The organism is Mesorhizobium sp. CA16 (assembly GCF_020165175.1).
GTDB lineage: Bacteria > Pseudomonadota > Alphaproteobacteria > Rhizobiales > Rhizobiaceae > Mesorhizobium.
The window spans coordinates 1-26,728 of the sequence record NZ_JAIUHP010000035.1 but is presented as its reverse complement, the minus strand read 5'-3'; the positions used below and the strand labels follow the sequence as shown (position 1 = coordinate 26,728).

Genomic DNA, 26,728 nt, shown 5'->3' with positions numbered 1-26,728 from the left:
CCTTCCTTTCCCTCCGGAGGGGGGAAAGGTGGCGCTGCGAAGCAGCGACGGATTGGGGGAACCACGTGGCAATCAAGGCTTCGGCCTGATCAGTCGCGCCAGTCACAGAAGATGTGTGCATGGCGTAGCCGTCGAACCGGGAGACAGAAGCTCACCTCAAATCTTCGCATCGTGGGGCAGCGGCGCGGTGGCTTTCTCCAGCCAGGCCAGCGTTTCGCCGTCGACCATCGGGCCGATCTCGGCCAGCACCCGGGCATGATAGCGGTCCAGCCACTGCAACTCGTCCCGGTGCAACAGATCGGTGCGGATGAGCCGCTTGTCGATCGGCGCCAGCGTCAGCGTCTCGAAGCCGTGCATGGCGATGTCGCCGCCCTCGATCTGCTCCGCCGGCGTGACTAGGATCAGGTTCTCGATGCGGATGCCGTAGGCGCCTTCCTTGTAGTAGCCCGGCTCGTTGGACAGCATCATGCCGGCCAGCAGCTTTTCTGTGCCGGTGCGGGCGATGCGCTGCGGCCCTTCGTGCACGGCGAGGTAGGAGCCGACGCCGTGGCCGGTGCCGTGGGCGAAGTCGCAGCCATGCTTCCATAGCGCCACGCGGGCAACGGCGTCGATCTCCGAACCGCGCGTGCCGGCGGGGAAACGCAGCGTCGAGATGCCGATCATGCCCTTCAGCACGAGGGTGAAGCGCTCGCGCATCTCCTCGCTCGGCTGGCCGATCGGCACGGTGCGGGTGATGTCGGTCGTGCCGTCCTGATACTGGCCGCCGGAATCGAGCAGGAACAGCTCGCCGCTCTCAAGCTTGCGGCTGGTGGCGCGCGAGACGCGGTAGTGCATGATCGCGCCGTTCGGGCCGGCGCCGGAAATCGTGTCGAAGGAGACGTCGCGCAGCGGCATCTGCGTTTCCTCGCCGGTCTGCCGGCGCACCTCCTCAAGCTTGGTGACGACGGCGATTTCGTCGAGCGTGCCGGGCTTCTGACGGTCGAGCCAGCACAGCAGCCTGGCGACCGCGGCGCCGTCGCGGCGATGCGCGGCGCGGCTGCCGGCGATCTCGGCCTGGTTCTTGGTCGCGCGCGGAATACGCGCCGGGTCAGCCGCCAGGACGACCGTGCCGCCATTGTCCTCGACCAGCATGCGGAGCTTCTCCGCCGCCAGCACCGGATCGAGCGCGATCTTGGCGCCGTCCTTGGCGAGCGCGACGATGGCGGCTTCGAATTCGCCCGGATCATGCGGATCGGCAAGCTGGGTGAGATAGGCCGCGACCTGGCGCGGGAATTTACGCTGGTCCATGAACAATTGATGCTTGCTATCGGCGGCGAGGATGGCGAAGCCCAGCGCCAGCGGCGTATGCGGCACGTCGCCGCCACGGATGTTGAAAGCCCAGGCGATCGAGGACGGATCGGTCAGCACCGCGTGGGTGGCGCCGTCCTTTTCGATCGCGCCTGCCAGCCGCTTGAGCTTGTCCTTGGCGAGCTCGCCGGCAAGATTCTGCGGATGGATCTCGACAGGCGCGCGCGGCGCGTCCGGCTGATCCGTCCAGATGATGTCGATGGGATTCCTGTCGAGCGGCACCAATGTCGCGCCGGATTGCTCGGCCGATGCCTTCAGCGCCTTGATCTCGCCGATCGTGTGGAGCCAGGGGTCGAAGCCGAGCCTTGCGCCCTTGCCGAGATTGTCCTTGATCCAGCTGGCCGGCGGATTGTCGACAAGGCTTTCGACGGTGAAGATCGACAGGTCCACCTCGCTCCGCACCTGCAGCGTGTAGCGGCCGTCGACGAAGATGAAGGCGCGGTCGCGCAGCACGATCGCGACGCCGGCCGAACCGGAAAAGCCGGTCAGCCACTTCAGCCGCGCCGAGCGGTCGGCGACATATTCGCCCTGGTGCTCGTCCGCGCGGGGAACAAGGAAGCCATCCAAACCATTCTCAGCTAGCCATTGCCGCAGCTGCGCCACACGCGGCTTACCGACGGCAGGATCACCAGCGGAATCAAAGGTCTGGAACATTTTTGGCCTCTCTTCGATGCTTGTTGCGAGCGTAGCGCATGACCCCGGAAATCGGAATCGATTTCGGCAGGGCCAGATCGGCTGGATGCAACCCGGCCTCAGCGCTTGAGGTGGATGGTCACCCAGCCCTCGCGATGCAAGGTGCGCACGTGGCGGAAGGCTTGGCCGACATAGGCCGAGATCACCGCGTCGCGCTGCCGGTCGAGGATGCCGGAGAGCACCAGCGAGCCGCCGAGACTGATGTGCTTGGCCATTTCGGGCGCGAGCCGCATCAGCGGCCGGGCCAGGATGTTGGCGACGATGAGGTCGAAAGGCGCGCGCCTGGCGAAGATCGGATGATGGAAGCCGGGCGCCGTAACCGTCTCGACCAGCGCCTTGACGTGGTTGAGGCGGGCATTGGCGGCGGCGACGCGGACGGCGACCGGATCGATGTCGGTCGCCAGCACCCGGATATGCGCGAGCTTGGCCAGCGCAATCGCAAGCACGGCGCTGCCGGTGCCGAGGTCGAGCGCGTTGCGCGGCCGCTCGCGCAGCACCACCTGCTCCAGCACTTCGAGGCAGCCGGCGGTGGTGCCGTGGTGTCCGGTGCCGAAGGCAAGGCCCGCCTCGATCTCGATGGCGAGGTCGCCACTGCGACGCTTGGCCCGGTCGTGCGAGCCGTGGACGAAGAAGCGTCCGGCGCGGACCGGCTTCAAGCCTTCCAGCGAGCGCGACACCCAGTCGACGTCGGGAAGGACCTCACGTTCGACAGGCTTCGACAGGCCGAGACCGGCGAGGACATCCCTGACCCGGACCTCCACGGGATCGACGTCGCCATCGGCATAAAGCGACACTTCGTGGATGTCTTTTTCCTCGTCGAGCTCCAGCACGGCGATCGGCAGGCCGTCCTCCTCGAAGGCGGCGTCCAGTGCGGCAAAGATGCGGTCGGCCTCGAGCCTGTTGGCGGTGAAGTGGAGCCTAGTCTGGCCCATCAGGTTTGCCCACCCGCAGCCAGCCGCTTCAGCTTGGCTATCGCGGTGTCGGCGCTCTCCCCATAGGCGATGGTGCCGGCGAAATCGCCCTTGGCGTTGAGCAGCAGCACCGAGGCCGTGTGGTCCATCGTGTAGTCGCCGTCGCCGGTGTCGACCTTCTTCCAATAGATACCGAAGGCCTTGGCCATGGCATGCACCTTGTCCGGCTCGCCGGTGATGCCGGTGATCCGGTCGGAGAAGTTGCTGACATAGGTGTTCATCGTCTCCGGCGTGTCGCGTTCCGGATCGACGGTGACGAAATAGGCGCTGAGGTCCTTGCCGCTGTCGCCCATCGTCTTCAGCCAGCCGGCGAGCTCAAACAGTGTCGTCGGGCAGACTTCAGGGCAATGGGTGAAGCCGAAGAACACGACGCTGGGGTGTCCCCTGAAGGCGGCTTCGGTGATCGGCGCGCCTTTCTGGTCGACCAGCGTGAAGGGCGCGCCGAAGGGCTCGCCGCCATAGTGGCCCCGGTACCAGTCGAATGTCAGCCAGCCGATGCCCGCCGCCATCAGGACGAGAATGCCGACCAGGATTGAGCGCATCATCAGTGAATGTCCGTTGCTTTGGCTGGAAGCCAGTTCGGCGACAGTCTTAGCGGGTCGGCGCCGGGCGCGCAAAGATGTCGCGTTGCCGCAAGCCGCCGGGCGGGCCGATCGGCTTGCAAACGCCACGATCCTGTCCCACCTGACGTCGGCAAACTGAACCGAGGAGGCTTCCTTGCGAAAACTGATCGGCTTGTTCGCCGCCTGTCTTGCCCTGAGCGCCGGCGCGGCCATGGCTGACGAAGTGGGTAAAGTGGGTGTCGACTGGGTCGGCAACGACATCATGGTCGATGCGATCAAGGACCCGAAGGTCGACGGCGTCACCTGCCATGTCGCCTATTTCGACCGCAGCATCATCGACCGACTGCATAAGGGCAACTGGTTCGAGGATCCTTCCGATTCGTCGATCTCCTGCCGCCAGACCGGGCCGATCACCATCGGCGACATCGACATGGGCGAGGGCGGCGAGGAGGTGTTCAAGCAGGGCCTCAGCCTGATCTGGAAAAAGCAGGTGGTGAACCGCATCTACGACAAGAAGAACGAGACGCTGATCTATCTGTCGCATTCGCGCCAGGTGCAGAACGGCTCGGCGAAGATGTCGGTCACGACCGTGCCGCTTTACGGCCAGAACGTGGTGTGGGCCAAGGGCAAGCCGCAATAGGCGATAGGCTTGGCGGGGGCAGGCCGCGCTTGCGGGGCCGTCACCGCCGGCGTAAAGGCCTCTCATGGATCGTCCTGAAACCCTCGTCCTCAAGGATCCCGAGCCGCGCATCCATCCGACCGCGGAGCTGAAGGCATGCAAGCTCGGCCGCTATGCCTCGATCGGCGAGCGGGTGATCCTGCGCGAGGTGAGCGTCGGCGACTTTTCCTATTTCGAACGCCATTGCGAGGCGATCTACTCGACGATCGGCAAGTTCTGCTCGATCGCCGCGAACAGCCGCATCAACGCGCTCGAGCATCCGATCGAGCGGCTGACGCAGCACAAGGTCAGCTACCGGCCGAACGAGTATTTTCGCTGGCTGGGCGTCGACACGGCTTTTCGCGCGCGACGGCAAGCGAAATCGGTCAGCATCGGCCATGATGTCTGGATCGGACACGGCGCGGTGATCATGCCGGGTGTCGCGATCGGCAACGGCGTGGTCATCGGCGCCAATGCGGTGGTGACACATGAGGTCGCGCCCTACACGATCGTCGCAGGCGTTCCGGCAAAGCCGCTGCGCCGGCGGTTCTCCGCCACCGTCGCGTCGCGCATCGAAGCCCTTGCCTGGTGGGACTGGCCGCCCGAGAAACTGGCGAGCGCAATCCCCGATATGCAGGCCATGCCGATCGAAGCCTTTCTCGATCGTTGGCAAGAAACGCTCACCGACACGGGCGGAACGCCGTCGAGCACATGACCGGCGCTGTCTGACCGGTCCCCTTCCACTCTCGGAACTAAATGCCCCTTCCGCCATGCGGGGGTGGCGCAGCGGAAGGGGCTGGAGGTAAACCGCCGTGAAGCGGAAGGAACAGGCTTTCGGCCTGCACCGGCACTATTGCAAATAAACGGATAAGGTGTTTTTTCGCGAAACTGCGCTTTCTGCGTGTAGCCGATTGCGTGCACGTGTCGGCACAAAATTCGATCCCGCGGAACCGGAGCGGGCGGCAGCTTGTTTCTTCGCAAATGCCAGCACATCCACGGTTCGAGGGACTTGCATGATCGAGAAGGTTTTCACGCGGATAGCTAACCAGGTGGCACATCTGGCGGGGCTGCCGCCCACCTTCGCCATCTGTGTGGCGATCGTGGTTGTATGGGCGTTGAGTGGACCGCTCTTCGGGTTCTCGGACACCTGGCAATTGGTCATCAACACCGGTACCACCATCATCACCTTCCTGATGGTGTTCTTGATCCAGAACACGCAGAATCGCGACGGCGCGGCGATCCAGGCCAAGCTGGACGAACTGATCAGGGTCAGCCGCGCCCATAACCATTTCATCGGAATCGAACACCTGACGGAGTCAGAGGTGGAGGAGATCCGCTCGAAATGCGAGGCGGCGGCAAAACGGCATGACAGCGAGATCGCCGAAAAGGCGGCCAAGAAGGCCATCGCCGGAAAGAACGGTACCAGGCATGCGCCGAAGACCGCCGGCGCGGCCACAAAGAAGACCGCGGCCGGGAAGAACGCATCCAAGAAGAAAGCCGCGGCTTGACAGGGCCGTCAGCGGTTCATGAAGGCCGCGAAGGCATCCTTGTGATCGGGATGCCAGCGCGACAGGGCAGGGCGGTTCTGGATGATGTCTCCCATCGCCCAGGCCATTCGCTTTTCGTCGATCGGCCGCGTCACTTCGTTGTCCGGGCAGAGTATGTAGAAGTCGTCCTCCATCAGCGATGTCAGCATGAAGTCGATCACCTGTTCGCCTGTCCAGGCGCCGGCGGGCTTTTCCGTCGCGCCTTCGGTCAGGCCGGTATAGGTGAAGCCGGGGATCAGCAGATGCGCCGACACCTTGGCTCCCGGCTCGTTGCGCAGCGCATGCGCCAGCCCTTCGGTAAAGGTCTTCACGCCGGCCTTGGAGACGTTGTAGGCGAGATTGCCGGGCGGCGTGGTGATGCCCTGCTTGGACCCGGTGTTGATGATCAGGCCCGGCTTTCCTGCGGCGAGCATGCGCGGCGCGAAGGCTTCGACGCCATGCACGACGCCCCAGAAATTGATGTCCAGCAGCCGCTTCCAGGCGTCGCGGTTCTCCCACGGCTTGCCCGGATTGTTGCCGACGCCGGCATTGTTCATCAGCACCGACACCGCACCGAAGGCGCCGTAAGCGAGCTCCGCGAGCCGGTCGACCTCTTCCGCCCTGGAGACATCGGTCGGGATCGGGAGGACGGCATCCTCGCCGCCGATCGCGGCGACCGCCTGCTTCGCCTGGTCGAGGCGCATGCCGCCGATGTCGGCAAGCACCACCCTCATGCCCATTGCCACGAACCGTTTTGCGGCGGCAAGGCCGATGCCGCTGGCGCCGCCGGTGATGACGGCGACATTGCCGGAGGCGAAGGCGGGCAGGGCGGTCTGGATCTGGGCGTCGCTGGTCATGAGTTCCATCCTTGTTCGGGTCGGGCCGAACTTAACGCCGGGCGCCGTCGAGGCAAGGCCGGTTGGTCCCATCATTGACAGCAAAGACCCGCAACGGGTTGACGGCGAAAGCCGCAACGGGTTGACCATCGCAGCGCACGCCGCGCATGTTGTCCCAAAAAGGAGTTCGGCATTTGACTGACTGGATCGGAATCCTGAAGGAGCAAACCGTCAACGGCGACCAGATGAGCCGCGAGGTGCCGAAGATGCTCGCCAATCCCGACATCAGCGAGACGCAGGTGAAGACGCTGTTTGCGGCGCTGGAGAAGCAGGCGGATTTCGCCGAGAAGCTAAGGCTGGCGCTGGAGAAATTCGGCCATGACTTTCCGATCATCAAGGCGGCCGAGAGGCTGGAGGAGCGCTATGCCGACCTTGCCGCCTCGGCGGCGGAAAAGCTGAAAACCATGCGGAAGTAAGCGTTATTTCTCGACCAACCGTTCGAAGCGCTTGTCCGGCACAAACCAGATGGTCGCTACAAGCACATAGATCGCCACGCTTATCCACTGGTTGAGGAAGCTGAGCAGGACGGCGGCGATATAGAGCGCCAGCGAGATCTTGCCTTTGTTGTCACGGCCGACGGCCTTGGCGAAGGTCGTGTCGGCGCCGTGCAGATGGCGCAGCTTGAGGACCAGGATGGTGTAGGCGACGGCGCAAAGCGCGAGGTCGATGCCATAGACGGCGACCGGTACGGGCGCGAAGTGGTTCTCTCCCATGAACGCGGTGGTCACCGGCATCAGCGACAGCCAGAACAAAAGGTTCAGGTTGGCCCACAGCACGCGTCCATCGACGCGCTGCACGGTGTGGAACATGTTGTGCAGGTTGTTCCAGTAGATGCCGACATTGATGAAGGACAGCACATAGCAGAAGAAGACCGGCCACAGCGGCAGAAGCGCTGAGAAATCTTCGCCATGCGGCACTTTCAGCTCCAGCACCATGATGGTGATGATGATGGCGACGACGCCGTCGGTGAATGCCTCGACCCGTCCCTTGCCCATGGTTCCTCCTCGTCGGCCGACAAAAGCTACGCGAGGATTTCGCACAAGACCATCCTGTCAGGATTGTCAGGAGGACATTCGGTGGCTGGAACAGCGCCATTGTATAGGCGTTGGGCTTGCAACCCCCGGAGGTTGCCATGACCAGCTACGCTCAAACCATGACGCGTGACAATGAGCTTGGCGGCGGCGCCGCAATGGCGGTCGTCGCCGCCATGATCGCCGCGCTTTTTGCCGGCAGCACCGCGCTGACGCCGCTTTACGTGATCTACAAGCAGGCCTTCGGCTTCTCGCAGGTCACGCTGACGCTGGTTTACGCCGTCTATGTGGTCGGCAATTTGGCGGCGTTGCTGTTTTTCGGCCGCCTGTCGGATGTCGTCGGCCGCCGCCCCGCCGCGCTAGCGGCGATGGGCGTTGCCGTGGTCAGCGCGTTGTTTTTCCTCTTCGCCGAAAACCTCGCCTGGCTCGACATCGCCCGTATTCTCAGCGGGCTCGGCATCGGTGTCGGCGCAGGGGCGGGCACCGCCTGGCTGGCCGAGCTGATCGAAGGCAAGGACAAGTCACGCGCCTCCGTCATTGCCACCAGCACCAACTTTGTCGGTCTCGGGGCCGGCGCGCTCATGTCGGGGCTGCTCGCCCAATATGCGCCCTGGCCGCTCAGGCTGACATTCGCCGTCTATCTCGTCCTGCTTGCGCTGGTGACGCTGCTGATCTGGCGCACGCGGGAAACCGTCTCCAGGCCCGGACGGTTCTCCGACGTCTCGCTGCGGCCGCGGCTATCGGTGCCTGACAACATCCGCGCGCAATTCGTGGCGCCGGCGGTGACTGGCTTCGGCGCCATGGCGCTGGTCGGCTTCTACGCGGCGCTGGCGCCGAGCATCCTGGCGCAGCAGCTGCATGTGACCAATCATGCCGAAGCCGGCGGGCTTTTCTTCGAGCTGTCGATTGTGGCGGCCATCACCATCGTCGCCACCACATGGCTCTCCAGCCGCTCCACCATGCTTGCCGCGCTGGTGCTGATGATCCCGACCGTGGCGCTGATCGTGGCGGCGCAGGTCTATGCCTCGATGGTCCTGATGATCGTTGCGACGGCGGTCTGCGGCGTGGCGGCGGCGCTCGGCTATCGCGGCGGCCTGCAAGTGGTGAATCAGATCGCGCCCGCCGACCGCCGCGCCGAGGTGGTGTCGGCCTTCTTCATCTGTTGCTTCTGCGGCAACGCGCTGCCGGTGATCGGCATCGGCATCCTGTCGAGCCTGGCGAACGCAACCATCGCAAGCCTGGCCTTTGCCGGTATGATCGTCGTCTTCTCGCTGGTGGCGCTTGGCTTCGGCGCCAAATACGCGCGGTAGCGGATTTTCACGTTTTCCTGTCGTCGCGGATTTTAGCCGTTCGGCGTCTCCGGCAGGAGCTGCGCGCGCTGGCGCGGCACGCCGAGGCCCGTGTCGGGCGGCTCGCCCGCCGCCGGCCGGTCCTCGATCATGTGCATCGTGCGCCAGCGGCCGAAGCGGTAATAGGCGGCGGCGAGCGCCAGCGAGGCGATCGAACCTGCCGGAAAGCTCCACCACAGCGCCTCCTGGCCGATGACGCTGCGCATGGAATAGGCAAAGCCGGTGCGAATGATCAACACCGAGATGATCAGGATGATCAGCGGCGGCATGACAGCGCCGGTGGCGCGCACCGTGGCGAACAGCACGATCGTGACGCCGAACAGGATGAACGACCAGGACGCCACCTTGTTGATGTGGGCGGCGATGTCGATCGCGGCGCTGTCGGTGCTGAGGAAGAGGCTGAGCACTGCGCGGTCGAAGACGAAAAGCAGCGCCACCAGCGCGCCGGTCAGCACCAGGTTGAAGCCGACGCCCGACGCCGCGACCCTGCCGATGCGGTCCCAGCGCCCGGCGCCGACATTCTGCGCCGCCATCGAGGAGACGGCGGCGCCGATCGCCAGAGCCGGCATCTGGATGTAGGTCCAGAGCTGCGCGGCGATGCCGTAAGCGGCGGCGACCTGGGAGCCGTAGGAATTGACGATGCCCATCACGGTCAACGCCGCCGCCGAGATGACGATCATCTGCAGCCCCATCGGGATGCCCTTGGAGACGACGATGCGCAGCAATTTCGGATCGGGCCGCAGCAGCGAGAGGTCGCTGCCCGCCAGCCGCAGCGGGTGTTTGCGCACATAAAGCACGATCAGGATGGCAATCACGCTCACCGTCTGGCCTATGAGCGTCGACGTTGCGGAACCGGCAATGCCGAGCTCGGGGAAGGGGCCGATGCCGCGGATCAGCAGCGGATTGAGCACGACGTCGAGCACGACCGCCAGCGCCATGAAGACGAACGGGGTTCGCGAGTCGCCGGCGCCGCGCAGCACGGTCATGACGAAGGACAAAAGATTCATCATCGGCACGGCGACGAAGATGATGCGCAAATAGGCGCGCGCCAAAGGCAAGGCATCGGCCGGCGTGCCGAGCCCGGTCAGGATGACATCGACCCAGATCCAGCCGCAGACGGCGAACACGACCGAGACGAGGAAGAAGAAGGTGGCGCTGGTGCCGACGATGCGCTTCGCCTCGGGCAGGTCCCGGGCGCCGACCGATTGCGCTACCAGGATGGTTGCCGCCATGCCGATGCCGAAGACGGTGCCGAGGATTAGGAACAGCACCAGATTGGCGTTGGAGGTCGCCGTCAGCGCCGCCTCGCCGAGGAAGCGGCCGACCCAGACCGCGTTGATCGAGCCGTTGAGCGACTGCAACACGTTGGAGCCCAGCACCGGCAGCGCGAACAACAGCAGCGTGCGCGGGATAGGGCCGCTGGTCAGGTCGTGAGTCCGCCGGCGGGCGGGCTTTTCGTCATCCATGGCAGCACCGAAAATGAATCAGGCCCGCGATGCTATCGCAGGCCTGATGCTCATGCATCCCTTCCGCGCTCGGCCGCATGCCGCTCGGGCATACGACCGAAGCAGAACTAGTTCGCGGCGAGGCTGTTCCCAGACAGTCCGGGCAGGGTGACCTGATAGACCAGGAAGGTGGTGTCGACATCTGCGCCGTCCTCGGCCTTGTACGCAGCGCCGACCTGGAAGCCGTCCTGGGTGAGGAAGTCGTTGTCGTTGGCGACGAACAGGAAATAGTCGTCGGGCAGCTTCGGATCGAGCACCGGCGCCAGCGAAATAGCCTCCCACTTCTCCGAGAGGTTGTCCTTGTCGTTCGGCGCGCCATTGTGCAGGCCGAAACGGCCGAGCTCGCCCTTGTCGTTGATGTCGATGAACGGCGTCAGCTTGGCCGGCGTCACCGACGGGTCGAGCATGCCCTTCGGCGCGACCGGCTTGTCGGCGGCGTCGAATGGGCCGTTGGCGATATCGGTGGCGGCCGAGAGGTCGACGATCTCGATCTTGCGATAGAGCGACTCGTCGCCCTTAACGCCCTGGCCGTTGCCTGAGTCGCGCGCCAGCATCAGAAAGCTCTTGTCGGAGAGTGCGACGATCTCGCTCTGAGCGGCCACCTTGGTCTTGCCCTTGGCATCCTTGAATACCGGCAGCGGCACGACATATTCATGCGCCAGTTTGAGATGGGCGAGATCGGAAGCGTCGTAAACCAGCGCGCGGGTGTTCTGGCGGGTCGAGCCGGAATCGCCGCCGTCCTGGCGGGCCGCCGACTGCAGCACGGCAATCAGGAACCTGCCTTCCGGCGTCATCGACATGCCTTCGAGGCCCTGGTTGTTCTGGCGGCCGGTCTCGGGATCCTTCGGATCAGGTTCGGCGGCGCCCGGGCCGGGATTGTCGGAAGCGAAGTTCGGCTTGCCGTGGCGCATCGGCACCAGAGCCGCGGGCGGTTGGGTCGCCGACATCAGACGGCCTTCGGCCGAGAAGCGGTAGATGTTGGGACCATATTCGTCGGAAATGAACATCGTGCCGTCGGGCAGGCGCACGATTGCTTCGTCGTCCAGCGCCAACTTGCCGTTTTCGGCCTGCGGCAGGATCGGCATGTCGCCGGCGGCGGCGCGCACGCCGTTCAACGGATCGAGGCCGGTGGCGTCGGCGCCCTTGTCGTCGGTCAGAAGCATCGTGTCGGCGAGCGTCGCTTTGACGCCCGACTGTTCCTGTCCGGCGGCGGGCGCCGCGCCAGGAGCGGTCGGGGCCAGCTCGACCGAGATGGTGTTGAGGCGCGGGCGATAATCGGTGGTTCCGACGACATTGTAGCCGCGGTCCGGCAGCAGCCAGAGCGAACCCCTGTAGGTGGCCCCTTCACGCGTCCAGGATTTGGTATCGATCGCCATGCCGGAACCTGAACCGAAGGTCTCGCCGAACTTGTCCTTCTGGTTGGCCGGGATGCGGCCGATGCCGACGAGCCCCTTGTTGACGTAAGCGACGCCGTCGGCGAGCGCCGGGGTCAGGGAAGTGAACAAGGCGAGTGCCGCGCCGAGCGCGACGGTCCGGTTGAGATGTTTCATCGATATCCCCTTCTTGACGAGCAGAGCGGCCTGGAAGGAACGCGCATCGGCGATGCGGCGAGCCGGTTCCCGTCGAGCGGTCTAGGACGTGAACGTGATGGTTGCATGACAGTTTCCTTCTCCCCTTGTGGGAGAAGGTGGATCGGCGCGTAGCGCCGAGACGGATGAAGGGTGCTCCAGCGGAGTGAGACGCTGGTGCCATCTGGAGCACCCCTCATCCGTCGCCTTCGGCGACACCTTCTCCCACAGGGGGAGAAGGGAAAGCGCCTCCGCTCAATCGCTCTCTCTTGCGATCAGCTCCAGCGGCCAGACTTCGCGGATGATGCGTGTGCCCTCAGGGCCGGCGAATGCGGGAAGCGAAGCGAGCAGCATCTCGGCCAGCCGCCGGCCCATGGGCTCCAGCGACGGACGGAAGGCGGTCAGCGTCGGCGAAAAGTAGCGGCAGAGCGGCGTGTCGACGATGACGATCACGGCCATGTCATGGCCCGGCTTGATACCCATCTCGGCCAGCGCCTTGCAGCCGCCGAGCGCCATCGCGTCATTGTTGAAGATGATCGCCGTCGGCGGGTTTCTGGAGCGCATTACTTGCGGCGTCACCTGGTAGCCGCCGGTCTCGTTGATGAAGCCGTCGGCGATCAGGTCGGGGTCGACCTCGATACCGTGCCGCTTCAGTGCCTTGCGGTAGCCGTCGAGGAACAGGTAGCCGAAGTTGAGATCAAGCGAAGGGCGGATAGCGGCAATGCGGCGGTGGCCGCGCGCGACCAGCCGGTCGACGGCTTCATCACCCGCCCTCTCGAAATCGATATCGAGTGAAGGATACGTGTCGCCGCCGGACTGACTTCGGCCAAGCGTGGCGAAGGGAAAGCCGGCCTTGCTGAGATAATCGATCCGATCGTCTTCCCTTCGCGTATTGGCCAACACGACCGCGTCGGCCCGGCGCGTCTCGACCACGCGGCGCAACCGCTCCTGCTGATATTGGCCCGGCTCACCCATGACAACCATCAGATCCAGGTCATGCTCGGCGAGCCGCGCCTGCAGGCCGGTCAGGAACGGGATGAAGAACGGCTCGCCATATTGCTGGTCGCCGGGATGCGGCTGCAGCATGAAGGCGATCGAACGGGTGGCGCCTTGCCTGAGACTGCGGCCTGACTGATTGGGCGAATAGTTCAGCTTCCTGGCTGCTTCGAGCACACGCTGGCGTGTGTCGGCATTGACGTCGGCACGGCCGTTCAGCGCGCGCGACACGGTGCCGATCGAGATGTTCAGGTGACGCGCGAGATCGTGGATGCTTGACGCCAAGGACGGATTCTCCCCCCGCCTTGGCTAGCACCGGCTGCCGCTCAGGCCAAGGCTTCGGGACGATTTTTGCAGGCAGCCGGTTGACATTCTACGCCATCGGGTGTGTTCTCGTAAACGTTTACGGAAAAACGTTTGCGGTGACGCCGTGGACGCCGTGACGTCCGGTCTGGAGGGACCGGCGGAGGAGGAGCGCTGGATGATGAGGGTCGTCCTGGCCGGGTGCGGAGCGATGAGCAAGCACTGGCTCGATGCCGTGAAGCAGATCGACGGGCTCGCCATTGTCGGCCTCGTCGATCTCGATGCCGAGCGGGCCCAGGCGAGGGCGCGCGAATACGCGCTGTCCGATGCCGTCATCGGCACCAACCTCGACGCCGTCCTCGACCAGACCAAGCCCGATGCCGTGTTCGACGTCGTGGTTCCCGCCGCCCGTCGCGAGGTCGCGCTTTCGGCCTTCGCGCACAACTGCCATCTGCTCACCGAGAAGCCGCTGGCCGACAGCCCGGACAATGCGCGCGCCATCGTCGAGGCAGCTCGCCGCGCGGGGCGCATCCACGCCGTCGTCCAGAACCGCCGCTATGTCGCCAATGTCAGGCGCATCAGGCGCTTCCTGGATTCCGGCGCCATCGGCAAGCCGACCAGCATCCATGCAGACTTCTTCGTCGCGCCGCATTTCGGCGGTTTTCGCGAGGAGATGGCCCATGTGCTCTTGCTCGACATGGCGATCCACACGTTCGATGCCGCGCGTTACATGGTCGCCGGCGAGCCGGCCAGCGTCTATTGCCAGGAATGGGAACCCGTGAATTCCTGGTACAGGCAGGGGTCGTCGGCCAGCGCCGTCTTCGACCTTGGCGGCGGCAAGATCTTCACCTATGCCGGCTCCTGGTGCGCCGACGGTTTCCGCACGAGCTGGGAGGGAAGCTGGCGCATCGTCGCCGAGCGCGGCAGCCTCTTGTGGGATGGCCACGACGGGCTGAAGGCGGAGGTGATTGCGTCCGGCCGCGACGGGATCATCGACAAGACCCAGCCCATCGAAGTGCCGCCGCTCGATCCCGCCGACCGCGTCGACGGCCATCTCGGCATCATCCGGGATTTCATGCACGCGATCGAGACCGGCGCCGAGCCGGAGACGCGCGGCGCCGACAACATCAAGAGCCTGGCCATGGTCTTCGGCGCCATCGAGAGCGCGGAGAGCGGACGGCGCGTGACAATCGCCAAGGAAGCATAATGTTGGCAAACCCGCTTCTCGACATCAGGATCGGCACCATGGTGCGGGCCAATCTCGAAGATCCGGCCGCCTATGTCAGGCAGATCCTGCCGCTCGGCTTCGAGAGCATCCAGCCCTTCTTCTGGCAGACGCTGGGCGGCAAGGACCTGAAGCGCCTGGCGAGCGAGATCCGCGAAGCGATCGGCGATGCTGACGTCACCGTGTCCTCGATCGGGGTGTTCGGCAACCCGCTCGAGAATGGAGAGGTCGATCGCGGTGTGCTGGCGGCCTGGGAGACGGTGATCGACAATGCGCATCTGTTCGAGGCGTCGACGGTGAGCGGCTTCACCGGCCGCATCCGCGGCAGACCGCTGACCGACAGCCTGCCGCGCTTCCGCGAGGTGTGGGGCCCGCTGGCCAGGCGTGCCGCCGACAAGGGCGTGCGCATCGCTTTCGAGAATTGCGCCATGGACGGCAACTGGGCGAGCGGCGACTGGAACATCGCTCACAATCCCGATGCCTGGGAGCTGATGTTCAACGAATTGCCAAATGACAATCTCGGGCTGGAATGGGAACCCTGCCATCAGCTGGTCTACCTGATCGATCCGATCCCGCAGATCCGCAAATGGGCGCCGCGCATCTTCCATGTCCACGGCAAGGACGCGACGGTGCGCTGGGACGTCATCCGCGAGCATGGCGTGTTCGGCCGACTGCCTTTCGTGCAGATGCGCACGCCAGGCTTCGGCGACAGCGACTGGACGCGGGTGATCAGCGAGTTGCGGCTGGCCGGCTACAAGGGCGCCATCGACATCGAGGGCTGGCACGATCCGGTCTATCGCGGCGACCTCGAGATCACCGGACAGGCGCGCGCGCTCGACTATCTGAAGCAATGCCGGGGAGGGAACAGCTACGTGCCCAATCCGGCTTGAGGCCAGATTCGATGTGAGGATTGGCCGGCGGGAGGAGCCGGCCGACCGAGGACGCAGATCAATTCGAAACCCTCCATCGGGAGGGATCTAAAAGGGAGGAACGTGCATGACGACCAGAAGGACTGTTCTGCGCTCGACCGTCGTGGCGGCTGCCACGGCGCTCTGCGCCTCGATCTCTGCCTTGCCGGCGCACGCGCTCGACGCGCAATGGTGCAAGGACGTACACATCCGCTTCTTCGTCGGTGGCGCCGAGGGCGACGCCTTCGGCACCATCGTCTATAATGGCGCCAAGCAGGCGGCGGCCGATCTCGGGCCGAAGGTCGACTACATCTTCTCGCAGTGGGACGTCGAGAAGATGGTGCAGCAATTGCGCGAGGCGGTCGCGGTCAAGCCGCAGGGCATCGCCATGATGGGCCATCCGGGCGATGCCGCGATCATGCCTTTGGCCGAACAGGCGCATAAGGACGGCATCAAGATGATGTACCAGAACGTGCCGGTGCCGAAAGTGGTGGCGGCGTTCGGCGGCGGCTATGTCGGCGCGCAGCAGGAACAGCAAGGCCGCGCGCTCGGCGCCGAGGCGTTCAAGCTCGGCAAGCTCAAGGCGGGCGACAAGGCGATCATGATCGGCCCGTTCGAGAACGAGAATCGCGGCGCGCGCGAGCGCGGCACGGTGGCGGCCCTGAAAGAAGCCGGCGTCGAGGTGATCCAGTTGTCCTCACCGCCGAGCGGCGAATGGGCGTCGGATCCCAACCTCGCCATTCCGGTGATCACCGCGGCGCTGCTCAACCACCCCGACGTCAAGGCGGTCGGCTACCCCGGCGGCCAGATGCTCGGCAATGTCGCCACCTATATGCAGGCGGCAGGCCGCAAGCCCGGCGACATCTTCAACTTCGGCTTCGACACCAGTCCGCAGATCGTCGAAGGCTTCAAGGGCGGCTGGGTGCAGCTGACGGCCGACCAGCAGCCGTTCCTGCAGGGCTATCTGCCGGTTCTCAGCCTCTGCCAGCAGGTGGTGCTGGGGCTGGCGCCGATGAATGTCGACACCGGCGCCGGCTTCGTCACGCCGCAGAACTACGAGATCGTCTCAGAGCTCGCCAAGCAGGCATTGCGTTGACCTCCCAAGCCGCCGGCCGGGATTATTGCCCGGCCGGCGAGATGACCGGCAGACAGACAATTCCAGCGAGGATCGCATGGGCGAACGCATCATCGAACTGCGCGACATCAAGAAATCCTACGGCCAGGTCTATGCGCTGGGCGGGGTCAACCTCAGCGTCGACCGCGGCGAGGTGGTCGGCCTGATTGGTGACAACGGCGCCGGCAAGTCGACGCTGATTAAGATCCTGTCCGGCGTGGTCAAGCCGACCAGCGGCGAGATCCTGGTGCGCGACAAGCCGGTCACCGGGTGGAGCGCGGCGCGCTCGCGCGACGCCGGCATCGAGACGGTGTTCCAGGACCGCGCGCTGGCCGTGCAGCAGACGATCGTGCGCAACATCTTCATGGGCCGCGAACTGACCAGCTTCATGGGCTGGCTGAAGGTCGACAAGGAGATCGAGGAGGCGAGCAGGCTGATGCGCGAGATCGGCTTCACCTCGAAGGTGTTCACGCCGCACTCGATCGTCGGCCAGCTTTCCGGCGGCGAACGCCAGGGCGTGGCGATCGCACGCGCCATCTACAAGCAGGCGGAACTGATCATCCTCGACGAGCCGACCACGGCCCTGTCGCTGACCGAGACCGCCAAGGTCTTCCATTTCGTGCGCCAGGTGCGGGCGAGCGGCCGCTCGATCCTGTTCATCGGGCACAACATCCACCATGTCTTCGACATCGCCGACCGCTTCGTCGTGCTCGACCGCGGCAAGGTGGCGCTCGCGGCCGACCGCAACGAGGTCAAGTCGGCAGAAGACCTCATCAACTTCATGGAAGACGTAGCACACCCCGGCGGATTGCCGGGACTGCACGAAGGCGCGGAGCAGGGAGCGCAATGAGTAACGCGATGGAACCCGATCTGCAAACTCCTCTGGGAAGAACAGGCGGCCAGGTAGCCAGGAAGCCAGCCAAGGAATGGAGCCATCCGTCCAATCACTGGCTGCGCGGCTTCGTCATCGACAATCGCGCATCGCTGGGCACACTTGCCGTGTTCATCGTCATGATGGCGGTGTTCATCATCGCCAACCCGACCGTCTTCACCACCTGGTATCTCTACAGCTCGGTGCTGACGACGCTTCCCGTGGCGCTATTCGTGGTGGTGCCGCTGGTCTTCGTCGTCACCTGCGGCGAGATCGACCTGTCATTTCCGGCGACAATGGGCTTTGCCTCCTGGGTCTTCGCGCTGGTGGTGCAGGCCGGCTACGATCCGTTTATCGGCATCGCGGCGGCGCTCGTCACCGGCACGCTGCTCGGCTTCCTGGTCGGCTCGCTGGTCGTCTATGGCGGCCTGTCGTCGCTGATCGCCACGCTCGGCATGAACTTCCTGCTGCGCGGCCTGATCCAGATCATCAACGAAGGCAGGTCGACGGCGCTGACCGGCCTTGCCGACAGCTCGGCCTACAAGATCTTCTCCAGCCAGGTCTGGGGCATCCCGGTGCAGATATTCTGGGCGATCGCCTTCGTGGTGTTCTCGGCGCTGCTCTACAACCGGCATCGTTTCGGCGCGCAGGTGAAAGTGGTCGGCGACAATCCCGACAGCGCAAGACAGATGGGCATCGACGTCAAATGGGTCCGGGTGAAGGTGTTTGTCTTCGTCGGCATCGGCGCGGCGATCGCCGGCACCTTCTCGGTGATGATCAATTTCACCTGGTGGCCGACGGCAGGCGACGGCTATCTGCTGCCCGTGCTGGCTTCGGTGTTCGTCGGCGGCACGCCGACCTGGGGCGGCATCGGCACCGTGGTCGGCGGCGCGATCGGCGCAGTTACGGTGTCGTTCATCCAGACCGGCGTGGTGGCGGCGGGCCTGAGCGGCTTTTACGTGCAGTTCTTCAACGGGCTGATCATCATCCTGTCGCTGCTCGGCCATAAGTGGAACCAAGCAAGGTATAGGTGAGGAGGCCGGTCACACCGGTGCGACAAACCCGTCCAGCACGCGTTTCTGGCCGGCCTTGTCGAAGTCGATGGTGAGCTTGTTGCCGTCGATCGCGGCGATGTTGCCATTGCCGAATTTCTGGTGGAAGACGCGGTCGCCGACATTGAAGGCGGATGGCGTGTCGGCGACGGATTTGGCGACCAGCTCGCCCTCGATGGTGCGGCCTTTCACGCTGGTGCGGCCGGCGCCATAGCCTGAATCGGTCTCGCCATAGCCGATACGCTCGACCTGGTGGCCGGAGCGCGTGCCCCAGTTGCGGTCGGTCGCCTCGGTGCGGTTCGCCTGCGCGCGCTGCCAGCCGGGCGTCGCATAGGTGTTGGAGAAGCTGCCCTGGTCCTTGGCGCCGATATTGTCGAAGCGCGAGGCGCCGTAGGGGTTCTGTCGTCCGCCGCCGCGGCCGGAAGCAAACGAGCCGCCGCCATAGGGGTTGCCGTAGCCGCCGTAGCTGTTGCCGCTGTCGGCGATATCGATATGGGTTTCGGGCAATTCGTCGACGAAGCGCGACGGGATCGTCGATTGCCACAGGCCGTGAATCTGGCGGTTGGAGACGAACCAGATATGCAGGTTCTTTTTCGCCCGCGTCAGGCCGACATAGGCGAGCCGGCGCTCTTCCTCGAGGCCGGAGCGTCCGCCTTCGTCCAGCGCGCGCTGGTGCGGGAACAGGCCTTCCTCCCAACCAGGCAGGAACACGGTCTCGAATTCGAGGCCCTTGGCAGAATGCAGCGTCATGATCGAGACCGCATCTTGCGACTCGCCCTGCTCGGCCTCCATCACCAGCGCGACATGCTCGAGGAAGGAACGCAGCGATTCATACTCCTCCATGGAGCGGATCAGTTCCTTGAGGTTTTCCAGCCGCCCGGGCGAATCCGCCGAACGGTCGTTCTTCCACATGTCGGTGTAGCCGCTCTCCTCCAGGATAGTCTCGGCGAGCTCGGTGTGCGGGGTGGTTTCCAGCGCCTTCTGCCAGCGCTCGAAATTGGCTGCGACCTCGCGCAGCGCCGCACGCGGCTTCGGCTTCAGCTCGTCGCTTTCGGCAAGCGTCGCGGCGGCCTCCAGCATCGGGATGCGCATGGCGCGGGCCGTGTCGTGGATCTGACGGATGGTGGCTTCGCCGAGCCCGCGCTTCGGCACGTTGACGATGCGCTCGAAGGCGAGGTCGTCGCCGCTATTGGCGACGACCCGGAAGAAGGCCAATGCATCGCGGATTTCCAGGCGCTCGTAGAAGCGCGGGCCGCCGATGACGCGGTAGTTCAAGCCAAGCGTGATGAAGCGGTCTTCGAAGGCACGCATCTGGAAGGAGGCGCGCACCAGGATCGCCATGTCGTTGAGATTATGCTTCTGGCGCTGATAGGCCTCGATGGCGTCGCCAATGGCGCGGGCCTCTTCCTCCGAGTCCCAGGCGGCGTGGACATGCACCTTGTCGTCCTCGGGGTCGTCGCGGTCGGTGAACAGCGTCTTGCCGAAGCGGCCCTCATTGTGGGCGATGAGGTGGGAGGCCGCGCCCAGAATATGCGCGGTGGACCGGTAGTTGCGCTCCAGCCGGATGATGGTGGCGCCCGGGAAATCCTTGTCGAAGCGCAGGATGTTGTCGACCTCGGCGCCGCGCCAGCCATAGATCGACTGGTCGTCGTCGCCGACGCAGCAGATGTTGACTTTGTTCTCGCTCACGGCCGCGCGCTCGCTTCGCTCGCTGGCCTCCGCGGGGGCGGCCTGGCCGGCCGACGCCCGGTCGGGCTTGCGGCCTTCGGCCGATGGGCTGCGCCCAGAATGCGGCCTCTGCGCAAACAGCCTTAGCCACATATACTGCGCGGTGTTGGTGTCCTGGTATTCGTCGACGAGGATGTATTTGAACTTGCGGTGGTAGTCCTTCAGCACGTCCGGATAGGCGCGGAAGATGCGGATCGGGTGATAGAGCAGGTCGCCGAAGTCGCAGGAGTTCAGCGTCTGCAGCCGTTCCTGGTAGGCCTTGTAGAGCTGGCGGCCCTTGCCGTTGCCGAAGCTGCGCGCATCGCCTTCCGCTATTTCGTCGGGGCCAAGGCCCTTGTTCTTCCAGTTGTCGAGCATCTGGGCGAAGGTCTTGGCCGGCCAGCGCTTGTCGTCCAGCCCTTCGGCCTGGATCAACTGCTTGATCAGCCGCACCACGTCGTCGGTGTCGAGAATGGTGAAGTCCGATTTCAGCCCGGCAAGCTCGGCGTGGCGCCGAAGCAGCTTCACGCCGATCGAGTGGAAGGTGCCGAGCCACGGCATGCCCTCGACATTGCCTTCGCCGATCAGGATGCCGATGCGCTGCTTCATCTCGCGCGCGGCCTTGTTGGTGAAGGTGACGGCCAGGATCTGCGAGGGGAAGGCCCTGCCGGTGGCAAGGATGTGAGCGATGCGCGTGGTGAGCACCCGCGTCTTGCCGGTGCCCGCGCCGGCAAGCACCAGAACCGGGCCCTCGGTCGTTTCGACGGCGAGGCGCTGCTCCGGGTTCAGGCCCTTGAGATAATCGGGCACGCCGTTCTGGCCGCTGCGCGCCGCCATGGCGCGCGCGGCTATGCCGGATGGAGCCGCTGCCGGCCGCGCATTCGGTTCATCAAAAAAAGGCATGTCCTCGGAAAAGCCCGACATCGCCCCCGAATGTAGTGATTCGGCAGCGAAAGACCAGAACTGTCTACGTTTTGTTCTAGTTTCGCGTGTCTGCCCCCAACTTGACAGCCGGAGCGAGCGAGGGAAAGCTGCCGGCAGGGCAGGGACGGCGCGCCGTCGCCTCAGAGCGGCCGCAAAGGCGCAACAGTCGAAGGAGCACCGTCTTGGCTGTCACCATCACCTCGCTCGTCCTCTTCCTCATCGGTCTCATTCTCGGCGGCGGCGGCATCTGGCTCATCGCGCTGGGCGGCAGTTGGTACTACCTGATCGCCGGCCTGATCTTCCTGATCACCGCCTGGCTGCTTTTCAGGCGCCGGTCGACTTCGCTCTGGCTCTACGCGCTGTTCGTGCTTGCCACTTTATGCTGGGCAGTGTGGGAAATCGGCTTCGACTGGTGGCAGCTCGGCCCGCGCGGCGGCGTCATCGTGCTCATCGCCTTGTGGCTTTTGACGCCGTGGGCAAGGCGGGGGCTGCGGGGGCCGGACGGACGCGCGCCGCTGATCCTGGCCGTGCTCGCCTCGCTCGCGGTCGCCGGTTATTCGATGACCGCCGATCCCATGGATATCGGCGGCACGCTCGGCACCGAAAAGGCGGCGACGGCCGCCAATCTCGGCGGCGACATCCCGGCCGGCGAGTGGCAGTTCTACGGCCGCACGCCCTTCGGCCAGCGCTATTCGCCGCTCGACCAGATCACGCCGGACAACGTCGCCAAGCTGCAGCCGGCCTGGACCTATCGCACCGGCGACGTGAAAGGCCCCGACGATATCGGCGAGACGACCTATCAGGTGACGCCGCTGAAGATCGGCGATGCGCTGTTCATTTGCACGCCGCATAATTTCGCCATCGCCATCGATGCCGCGAGCGGCAAGGAGAAGTGGCGCTACGATCCGAAGATCAAGCTCGACCCCAACCGCCAGCACCAGACCTGCCGCGGCGTGTCCTATTATGCCGATGCCAAGATCGCCGCCGGCCAGCCTTGCGCCGCGCGCATCTATCTGCCGACCTCCGACGCCCGGCTGATCGCGCTCGACGCCGCGAACGGGCAGGTGTGTCCGTCCTTCGCCGACGGCGGCACGCTGAACCTGATGGCCAACATGCCCTATCCGAAGTCGGGCTATTACTATTCGACGTCGGCGCCACTGATCGTCGCCGGCAAGATCATCGTCGGCGGCGCGGTCAACGACAATTATTCGACCGAGGAACCGTCCGGCGTCATCCGCGCCTTCGACGCCGGCACCGGCGCGCTCCTATGGAATTGGGATTCCGGCAATCCGGACGTGACGACGCCGCTGCCCGCCGGGCAAACCTACACTCACAACTCGCCCAACATGTGGTCGACGGCGAGCGCCGACGAGAAGCTGGGACTGCTCTACGTTCCGCTCGGCAACCAGACGCCGGACCAGCTCGGCATGGGCCGCAGCGCCACTGTCGAGAAATTCTCCTCCTCGATCACCGCACTCGATCTCAACACCGGGCAATTGCGCTGGGTGCGGCAGACCGTGCATCACGATCTGTGGGACATGGACGTGCCGGCGCAGCCGTCTTTGATCGACATCACCACCGCGAACGGCGTCGTCCCGGCGCTGGTCGGGCCGACCAAGCAGGGCGATCTCTACGTGCTCGACCGGCGCACCGGCGAGCCGATCATCCCGGTGAAAGACGTGCCGGCGCCCGGCGGCGCGATCGAGGGCGATCATGCCTCGCCGACGCAGCCGGCCTCGGACCTGTCCTTCAATCCCAAGCCGCTGACCGGCGCCGACATGTGGGGCATCACCATGTTCGACCAGCTGGCGTGCCGGATCGAATTGAAGAAGCTGCGCTATGAGGGACGCTACACGCCGCCCTCGCTGCAGGGCTCCCTGATCTATCCCGGCAATTTCGGCGTCTTCAACTGGGGCGGCGTCGCGGTCGATCCGGTGCGGCAGGTGATGTTCGGCATGCCGACCTACCTCGCCTTCACCTCGAAGCTCATCCCGCGCGCGGACGTGCCGCCGCCGGGCGACACCAAGGGCAGCGAGCAGGGGCTGAACCGCAATGAAGGCGCGCCTTACGCGGTGGTGATGGGACCGTTCCTGTCGCCGCTCGGCATTCCCTGCCAGGCGCCGCCCTGGGGCTATGTCGCCGGCGTCGACCTCAAGACGGGAAACATCGCCTACAAGCACCGCAACGGCACCGTCTACGACATGACGCCGCTGCCTTTGCCGCTCAAGGTCGGCGTTCCCGGCATAGGCGGGCCGATGATCACGGCTGGCGGCGTTGCTTTCCTAGGCGCCGCGGTGGACGACTATCTGCGCGCCTACGACCTCACCACCGGCAGGCAGCTCTGGCGGGCGAGGCTGCCGGCGGGCGGCCAGTCGACGCCGATGACCTATACGGTGGCCGACGGCCGCCAGTTCGTCGTCATCGTCGCCGGCGGCCACGGCTCGGTCGGCACCAAGCCGGGCGATTACGTGATGGCCTACACGCTGCCGAAATAGGACAGGGCGAGGCCGGCCTGCTACGAAAGCAAGAAGCCGGCCAGCAGGACGGTCAGGAGAAGCGACGCGGGTACGGCGAGAAGCCAACGAGCCTCCAGGACACTGTTCCGATAGTCTTTCATTTTCTCGCTCCAACCTTTTAAGACGGCTCCAGCGCGTAACCCGCCAGCGCTGGAGCCTCTGCTTTGTGCTCAACCGCTGTAGCGGGAGCTTCCGGCAGTGGGTCAACGGAGGGTCGGTTGGTTCGTTCCTGGCGCAAGTCCCCAGTCGGGCTATCGGTTCCGACTGAAGTCGCACATCACAAGCATTGGTCCCAAGGACGAAACATATAGCCCGCTATCTCATTGTGTCCCCGACTGGCGGACATGAGTCCCTTCATCGCCAGTTTATGGATGCCCGTCACCCCCAGGATGGCGGGCATCCGTTGAGGGGCGGGCAAGAGGTGGACGGTGTCGATTTCCAATGAGTTGCGGGACGTCAGCATCCGTTACGAGTGCCCTAGCTGCCACTCGCCGATCATCAAAACCGGTTCATGGTTCAAGGCGGTAAGCATCTTCAGGTGCGATGACTGCAAGACCAAATTGCGCCTTGGCTACTCGGCTAAGCTGGCCCTTTTCCAAAGGCACTGCCAGTCGGCGTAAGTCGGGAGCTCTCGCCGACATTTTGGACAATGGTCGCGGCGGCATCGACGTTGATGACCTGATCGCACTGTCCTTTGTCACGTCGGATGAGCGTTAAGGAAAATACGAAATGGGACCGGAAGCGTCAGCGATAATGATTTTGCTTTCGTGCAGTCCGGGGTGGGCTTGTCGGCCACTCGAAATCGCGCCTCAAATCTACTCCGCCGATGAATGCAGAGCGGCCTTGGCGGATCGTTTGGCTAAGTCCCCTGTCGGCGAAGTTATTGGCCGATGCAGGGAGGTTGACGCCACGGTTACCAATTCGCCGCCGCCTGGATATTCCGCCCTAACAGTCACCCGAGGCACAAAAACTACGAACTATCTTGTTCCCCATAAGGTGGACTAATCGATTTCGCCGGTGGGAGGCCTTCGGTCGCCAGAAAGCGGATCAGCTTTGCCGTCGAAAGGCCGAGCCGTTCAAAACCGGTTCGGAATGCTTCAAAGCCCGAGATGACCCCGCAAGCTGGGCACCTGATCCAGCACCTGGTTGGTCAGATCAGGGCCGGCGGCAACCTCGGCCTGCTTGATCAAGGTCTCGCCGGCCTGACGGATCTGCGCCATGTCGAGGCCGGACGCCTTGAGCGCGGCGATGCCGTTGATCAGCGCGCCGGCCTTTTCGCCGAGCACGCCGCCCAGCGCGCCCTGCAGCGACGACAGAAGTCCGCCGCCCGAATTGGCCGTCGCGCCGGCGGCCATCACGTCATATTTCTGGGCCAACTCACCGGCGCCGGGGATCTGGTCGAAGAAGGACGAAATGCTGGTGCCTTCAGCCTCATGCTCGAGCACGGAAAAAATGGTGCCGACAACCTTCTCGGTGGTCGGCTCGTCGATGCCGGCCTTCGAGGAAACGGTGTTGATGATATCCTGGATGTTCATGGCATTCCCCTTTTCGTCATTCGTTTCGGTAGGGCGCTCAGGCAACTTCACGTCCTAATGTGACAGCACCATCAAGCCTTTCGGAAATGACCAAAATGTGATGAATCGCGCTGGCTTGTCGGCGCGACGGCGGGTTGGCTCCACCAGGGTTCCGCCCATATGGGTCGTCACCGGGGCGTGACTGGACCATGCGATACTCGACCCTATCTTGCGGTCCACCGCCAACCGTCGAGGAAAATCATGACCAGCCCCGTTGCCAAGCCCGTCGTCACGCAGCCTGTCATCACGCAGGCGATGATCGATGCCTATGACGAATACACGCATCTGACGCTCGACCGCCGCCGCTTCATGGAGCAGTTGACGAAGCTGGCGGGCTCGGGTGCCGCGGCGGCCGCGATCGCGCCGATGCTGGCGGCCAATTCCGCTCAAGCGGCGATCGTCGCCGAAGACGACAGCCGCGTTAAGGGCGAGGACATCACCTATCCCGGCTCAAGCGGCGAGATGAAGGGCTATCTGGTCAAGCCCGCGAACCAGTCAGGCAAGCTCGGCTGCGTCATCGTCATCCACGAGAACAGGGGGCTGAACCCGCATATCCGCGATGTCACCCGGCGCGTGGCGCTGGAGGGGTTCATCGCGTTGGCGCCGGACTTCCTGTCGCCGCTTGGCGGAACGCCCTCCGACGAGGACAAGGCGCGCGACATGTTCACCAAGCTCGACGTGGCCAGAGTCGCCGCCGACGGCGTGGCGACGATCGCCTATCTCAAGGGCCTCAAGGACGGCAACGGCAAGGTCGGTGCGGTCGGCTTCTGCTGGGGCGGCGGCGCGGTGAACCAACTCGCCGTCCATGCGCCCGACCTCAGCGCCGGCGTCGCCTATTACGGCATGCAGCCCAAGGCCGAGGACGCTCAAAAAATCAGGGCGCCGCTGCTGCTCCACTATGCCGGGTTGGACGAACGCACCAACACCGGCATCGATGCCTACAAGAAGGCGCTCGACGCCGCCCATGTCGAATACAAGGTCTATGTCTATGAGGGTGCCAACCACGCCTTCAACAACGACACCTCGGCCGCGCGCTATGACAAGAAAGCCGCCGATCTCGCCTGGGGCCGGACGATTGCTTTCCTGAAGGAGAAGCTGGCATAGCCGAGCGGTCCAGAGCAATTCCAGGAAGAGTGACGAACGGCAACCTTTCAAAATCCCTGTGTCGGGTAACCAGGGCGTTTCACCGTTTCACGGAACGGCGCCGGGGATTGGCTGAAGCCGCCCCAACCTCGTCATTCTATGGCGGAGCAAGGAGCGAAGCGACGCGGCGCAGACCATAGAATCTATGCCGTGACTTGGAAGCGCCGCCACGGTGCGGCATTCTGCTCCGTTGCACGCCTTGGCGAAGGTAACGGCATGGCAACTGTGTTCACGCGAATGCGGTTTTGTCGCGAATGATAGCGTTGAGGACGACCAGGAGCTTCCTTG

22 protein-coding genes are annotated in these 26,728 nt (G+C 64.6%); 12 read left to right on the top strand and 10 right to left on the bottom strand.

Features of this window, described 5'->3' with window-relative positions:
* Window positions 1-156 precede the first annotated feature (156 nt).
* From LB525_RS27990 to LB525_RS27980, 3 genes are all read right to left on the bottom strand, one after another.
* A complete protein-coding gene (locus tag LB525_RS27990; RefSeq protein ID WP_224549664.1) occupies window positions 157-2,001 on the bottom strand; it encodes an aminopeptidase P family protein in 1,845 nt (614 codons plus the stop codon).
* A gap of 98 nt (window positions 2,002-2,099) precedes the next feature.
* Window positions 2,100-2,972 carry a 50S ribosomal protein L11 methyltransferase gene (locus tag LB525_RS27985; RefSeq protein ID WP_224549662.1) on the bottom strand — a complete coding sequence of 291 codons (873 nt, stop codon included), beginning with the start codon at window positions 2,970-2,972 and terminating at the stop codon, window positions 2,100-2,102.
* Window positions 2,972-3,556: an SCO family protein gene (locus LB525_RS27980; RefSeq protein ID WP_224549661.1), complete on the bottom strand. Its 585-nt coding sequence runs from the start codon at window positions 3,554-3,556 to the stop codon at window positions 2,972-2,974. Before LB525_RS27980 ends, LB525_RS27985 begins: the two co-directional genes overlap by 1 nt.
* Before the next feature lie 229 nt (window positions 3,557-3,785).
* On the opposite strand from LB525_RS27980, the gene LB525_RS27975 reads away from it, so the two are divergent.
* From LB525_RS27975 to LB525_RS27965, 3 genes are all read left to right on the top strand, one after another.
* Window positions 3,786-4,214, top strand: a complete 429-nt coding sequence (locus tag LB525_RS27975; RefSeq protein WP_224549666.1) for a CreA family protein — start codon at window positions 3,786-3,788, stop codon at window positions 4,212-4,214.
* A gap of 64 nt (window positions 4,215-4,278) precedes the next feature.
* Window positions 4,279-4,947 (top strand): DapH/DapD/GlmU-related protein, encoded by a 669-nt coding sequence (locus LB525_RS27970; protein WP_224549659.1) that lies wholly within the window; start codon window positions 4,279-4,281, stop codon window positions 4,945-4,947.
* Window positions 4,948-5,245: 298 nt separating this feature from the next.
* Window positions 5,246-5,740, top strand: a complete 495-nt coding sequence (locus tag LB525_RS27965; RefSeq protein WP_176477125.1) for a low affinity iron permease family protein — start codon at window positions 5,246-5,248, stop codon at window positions 5,738-5,740.
* Window positions 5,741-5,748: 8 nt separating this feature from the next.
* Here LB525_RS27965 and LB525_RS27960 read toward each other — a convergent pair whose 3' ends face one another.
* Window positions 5,749-6,615 carry an SDR family NAD(P)-dependent oxidoreductase gene (locus LB525_RS27960; protein WP_224549656.1) on the bottom strand — a complete coding sequence of 289 codons (867 nt, stop codon included), beginning with the start codon at window positions 6,613-6,615 and terminating at the stop codon, window positions 5,749-5,751.
* Between the two features lie 173 nt (window positions 6,616-6,788).
* Here LB525_RS27960 and LB525_RS27955 point away from each other — a divergent pair, with 173 nt between their 5' ends.
* Entirely contained in the window at window positions 6,789-7,070 is a 282-nt protein-coding gene (locus LB525_RS27955) for a hypothetical protein (RefSeq protein WP_140626825.1), read from the top strand.
* Between the two features lie 3 nt (window positions 7,071-7,073).
* On the opposite strand, the gene LB525_RS27950 is transcribed toward LB525_RS27955, so the two are convergent.
* The gene (locus tag LB525_RS27950; RefSeq protein WP_140839754.1) at window positions 7,074-7,649 is read right to left on the bottom strand and encodes a TMEM175 family protein; all 576 of its coding nucleotides are present in this window, start codon (window positions 7,647-7,649) and stop codon (window positions 7,074-7,076) included.
* 137 nt (window positions 7,650-7,786) lie between these two features.
* Here LB525_RS27950 and LB525_RS27945 point away from each other — a divergent pair, with 137 nt between their 5' ends.
* Window positions 7,787-8,995 carry an MFS transporter gene (locus LB525_RS27945; protein WP_224549654.1) on the top strand — a complete coding sequence of 403 codons (1,209 nt, stop codon included), beginning with the start codon at window positions 7,787-7,789 and terminating at the stop codon, window positions 8,993-8,995.
* A 32-nt stretch (window positions 8,996-9,027) separates the two neighbouring features.
* On the opposite strand, the gene LB525_RS27940 is transcribed toward LB525_RS27945, so the two are convergent.
* The 3 genes from LB525_RS27940 to LB525_RS27930 form a co-directional block, all read right to left on the bottom strand.
* Window positions 9,028-10,500 (bottom strand): MATE family efflux transporter, encoded by a 1,473-nt coding sequence (locus tag LB525_RS27940; protein ID WP_224549652.1) that lies wholly within the window; start codon window positions 10,498-10,500, stop codon window positions 9,028-9,030.
* 107 nt (window positions 10,501-10,607) lie between these two features.
* Complete coding sequence (locus tag LB525_RS27935) at window positions 10,608-12,089, bottom strand: esterase-like activity of phytase family protein (protein ID WP_224549650.1); 1,482 nt, start codon at window positions 12,087-12,089, stop codon at window positions 10,608-10,610.
* Between the two features lie 273 nt (window positions 12,090-12,362).
* A complete protein-coding gene (locus tag LB525_RS27930; protein WP_224549640.1) occupies window positions 12,363-13,388 on the bottom strand; it encodes a LacI family DNA-binding transcriptional regulator in 1,026 nt (341 codons plus the stop codon).
* Window positions 13,389-13,584: 196 nt separating this feature from the next.
* Here LB525_RS27930 and LB525_RS27925 point away from each other — a divergent pair, with 196 nt between their 5' ends.
* From LB525_RS27925 to LB525_RS27905, 5 genes are all read left to right on the top strand, one after another.
* Complete coding sequence (locus LB525_RS27925; RefSeq protein ID WP_224549637.1) at window positions 13,585-14,613, top strand: Gfo/Idh/MocA family protein; 1,029 nt, start codon at window positions 13,585-13,587, stop codon at window positions 14,611-14,613.
* Entirely contained in the window at window positions 14,613-15,521 is a 909-nt protein-coding gene (locus tag LB525_RS27920; RefSeq protein ID WP_224549635.1) for a sugar phosphate isomerase/epimerase family protein, read from the top strand. Before LB525_RS27925 ends, LB525_RS27920 begins: the two co-directional genes overlap by 1 nt.
* Before the next feature lie 106 nt (window positions 15,522-15,627).
* The gene (locus LB525_RS27915; RefSeq protein ID WP_224549632.1) at window positions 15,628-16,635 is read left to right on the top strand and encodes a substrate-binding domain-containing protein; all 1,008 of its coding nucleotides are present in this window, start codon (window positions 15,628-15,630) and stop codon (window positions 16,633-16,635) included.
* A 76-nt stretch (window positions 16,636-16,711) separates the two neighbouring features.
* Window positions 16,712-17,503, top strand: a complete 792-nt coding sequence (locus LB525_RS27910) for an ATP-binding cassette domain-containing protein (protein WP_140839769.1) — start codon at window positions 16,712-16,714, stop codon at window positions 17,501-17,503.
* On the top strand, window positions 17,500-18,558 hold the full coding sequence (locus LB525_RS27905; protein ID WP_224636017.1) for an ABC transporter permease: 1,059 nt from the start codon (window positions 17,500-17,502) through the stop codon (window positions 18,556-18,558). Before LB525_RS27910 ends, LB525_RS27905 begins: the two co-directional genes overlap by 4 nt.
* A 9-nt stretch (window positions 18,559-18,567) precedes the next feature.
* On the opposite strand, the gene LB525_RS27900 is transcribed toward LB525_RS27905, so the two are convergent.
* Window positions 18,568-21,207 (bottom strand): ATP-dependent helicase, encoded by a 2,640-nt coding sequence (locus LB525_RS27900; RefSeq protein WP_224549628.1) that lies wholly within the window; start codon window positions 21,205-21,207, stop codon window positions 18,568-18,570.
* 182 nt (window positions 21,208-21,389) lie between these two features.
* Here LB525_RS27900 and LB525_RS27895 point away from each other — a divergent pair, with 182 nt between their 5' ends.
* Window positions 21,390-23,702, top strand: a complete 2,313-nt coding sequence (locus LB525_RS27895) for a glucose/quinate/shikimate family membrane-bound PQQ-dependent dehydrogenase (RefSeq protein ID WP_224549626.1) — start codon at window positions 21,390-21,392, stop codon at window positions 23,700-23,702.
* Between the two features lie 1,118 nt (window positions 23,703-24,820).
* Here LB525_RS27895 and LB525_RS27890 read toward each other — a convergent pair.
* Window positions 24,821-25,258, bottom strand: coding sequence for a hypothetical protein (locus LB525_RS27890; protein ID WP_224549624.1), 438 nt, complete (start codon window positions 25,256-25,258; stop codon window positions 24,821-24,823).
* Between the two features lie 240 nt (window positions 25,259-25,498).
* On the opposite strand from LB525_RS27890, the gene LB525_RS27885 reads away from it, so the two are divergent.
* The gene (locus tag LB525_RS27885; RefSeq protein ID WP_224549622.1) at window positions 25,499-26,401 is read left to right on the top strand and encodes a dienelactone hydrolase family protein; all 903 of its coding nucleotides are present in this window, start codon (window positions 25,499-25,501) and stop codon (window positions 26,399-26,401) included.
* Window positions 26,402-26,728: the final 327 nt, after the last annotated feature.

Excerpts from the sequence above, each read along its gene's own strand:
- LB525_RS27910 (WP_140839769.1), top strand. The coding sequence starts at position 16,712 with ATGGGCGAACGCATCATCGAACTGCGCGACATCAAGAAATCCTACGGC.
- LB525_RS27950 (WP_140839754.1), bottom strand. The coding sequence starts at position 7,649 with ATGGGCAAGGGACGGGTCGAGGCATTCACCGACGGCGTCGTCGCCATC.
- LB525_RS27915 (WP_224549632.1), top strand. The coding sequence starts at position 15,628 with ATGACGACCAGAAGGACTGTTCTGCGCTCGACCGTCGTGGCGGCTGCC.
- LB525_RS27905 (WP_224636017.1), top strand. The coding sequence starts at position 17,500 with ATGAGTAACGCGATGGAACCCGATCTGCAAACTCCTCTGGGAAGAACA.
- LB525_RS27920 (WP_224549635.1), top strand. The coding sequence starts at position 14,613 with ATGTTGGCAAACCCGCTTCTCGACATCAGGATCGGCACCATGGTGCGG.
- LB525_RS27940 (WP_224549652.1), bottom strand. The coding sequence starts at position 10,500 with ATGGATGACGAAAAGCCCGCCCGCCGGCGGACTCACGACCTGACCAGC.
- LB525_RS27945 (WP_224549654.1), top strand. The coding sequence starts at position 7,787 with ATGACCAGCTACGCTCAAACCATGACGCGTGACAATGAGCTTGGCGGC.
- LB525_RS27990 (WP_224549664.1), bottom strand. The coding sequence starts at position 2,001 with ATGTTCCAGACCTTTGATTCCGCTGGTGATCCTGCCGTCGGTAAGCCG.
- LB525_RS27965 (WP_176477125.1), top strand. The coding sequence starts at position 5,246 with ATGATCGAGAAGGTTTTCACGCGGATAGCTAACCAGGTGGCACATCTG.
- LB525_RS27970 (WP_224549659.1), top strand. The coding sequence starts at position 4,279 with ATGGATCGTCCTGAAACCCTCGTCCTCAAGGATCCCGAGCCGCGCATC.
- LB525_RS27960 (WP_224549656.1), bottom strand. The coding sequence starts at position 6,615 with ATGACCAGCGACGCCCAGATCCAGACCGCCCTGCCCGCCTTCGCCTCC.
- LB525_RS27885 (WP_224549622.1), top strand. The coding sequence starts at position 25,499 with ATGACCAGCCCCGTTGCCAAGCCCGTCGTCACGCAGCCTGTCATCACG.
- LB525_RS27980 (WP_224549661.1), bottom strand. The coding sequence starts at position 3,556 with ATGATGCGCTCAATCCTGGTCGGCATTCTCGTCCTGATGGCGGCGGGC.
- LB525_RS27935 (WP_224549650.1), bottom strand. The coding sequence starts at position 12,089 with ATGAAACATCTCAACCGGACCGTCGCGCTCGGCGCGGCACTCGCCTTG.
- LB525_RS27925 (WP_224549637.1), top strand. The coding sequence starts at position 13,585 with ATGATGAGGGTCGTCCTGGCCGGGTGCGGAGCGATGAGCAAGCACTGG.
- LB525_RS27900 (WP_224549628.1), bottom strand. The coding sequence starts at position 21,207 with ATGTCGGGCTTTTCCGAGGACATGCCTTTTTTTGATGAACCGAATGCG.
- LB525_RS27890 (WP_224549624.1), bottom strand. The coding sequence starts at position 25,258 with ATGAACATCCAGGATATCATCAACACCGTTTCCTCGAAGGCCGGCATC.
- LB525_RS27985 (WP_224549662.1), bottom strand. The coding sequence starts at position 2,972 with ATGGGCCAGACTAGGCTCCACTTCACCGCCAACAGGCTCGAGGCCGAC.
- LB525_RS27975 (WP_224549666.1), top strand. The coding sequence starts at position 3,786 with ATGGCTGACGAAGTGGGTAAAGTGGGTGTCGACTGGGTCGGCAACGAC.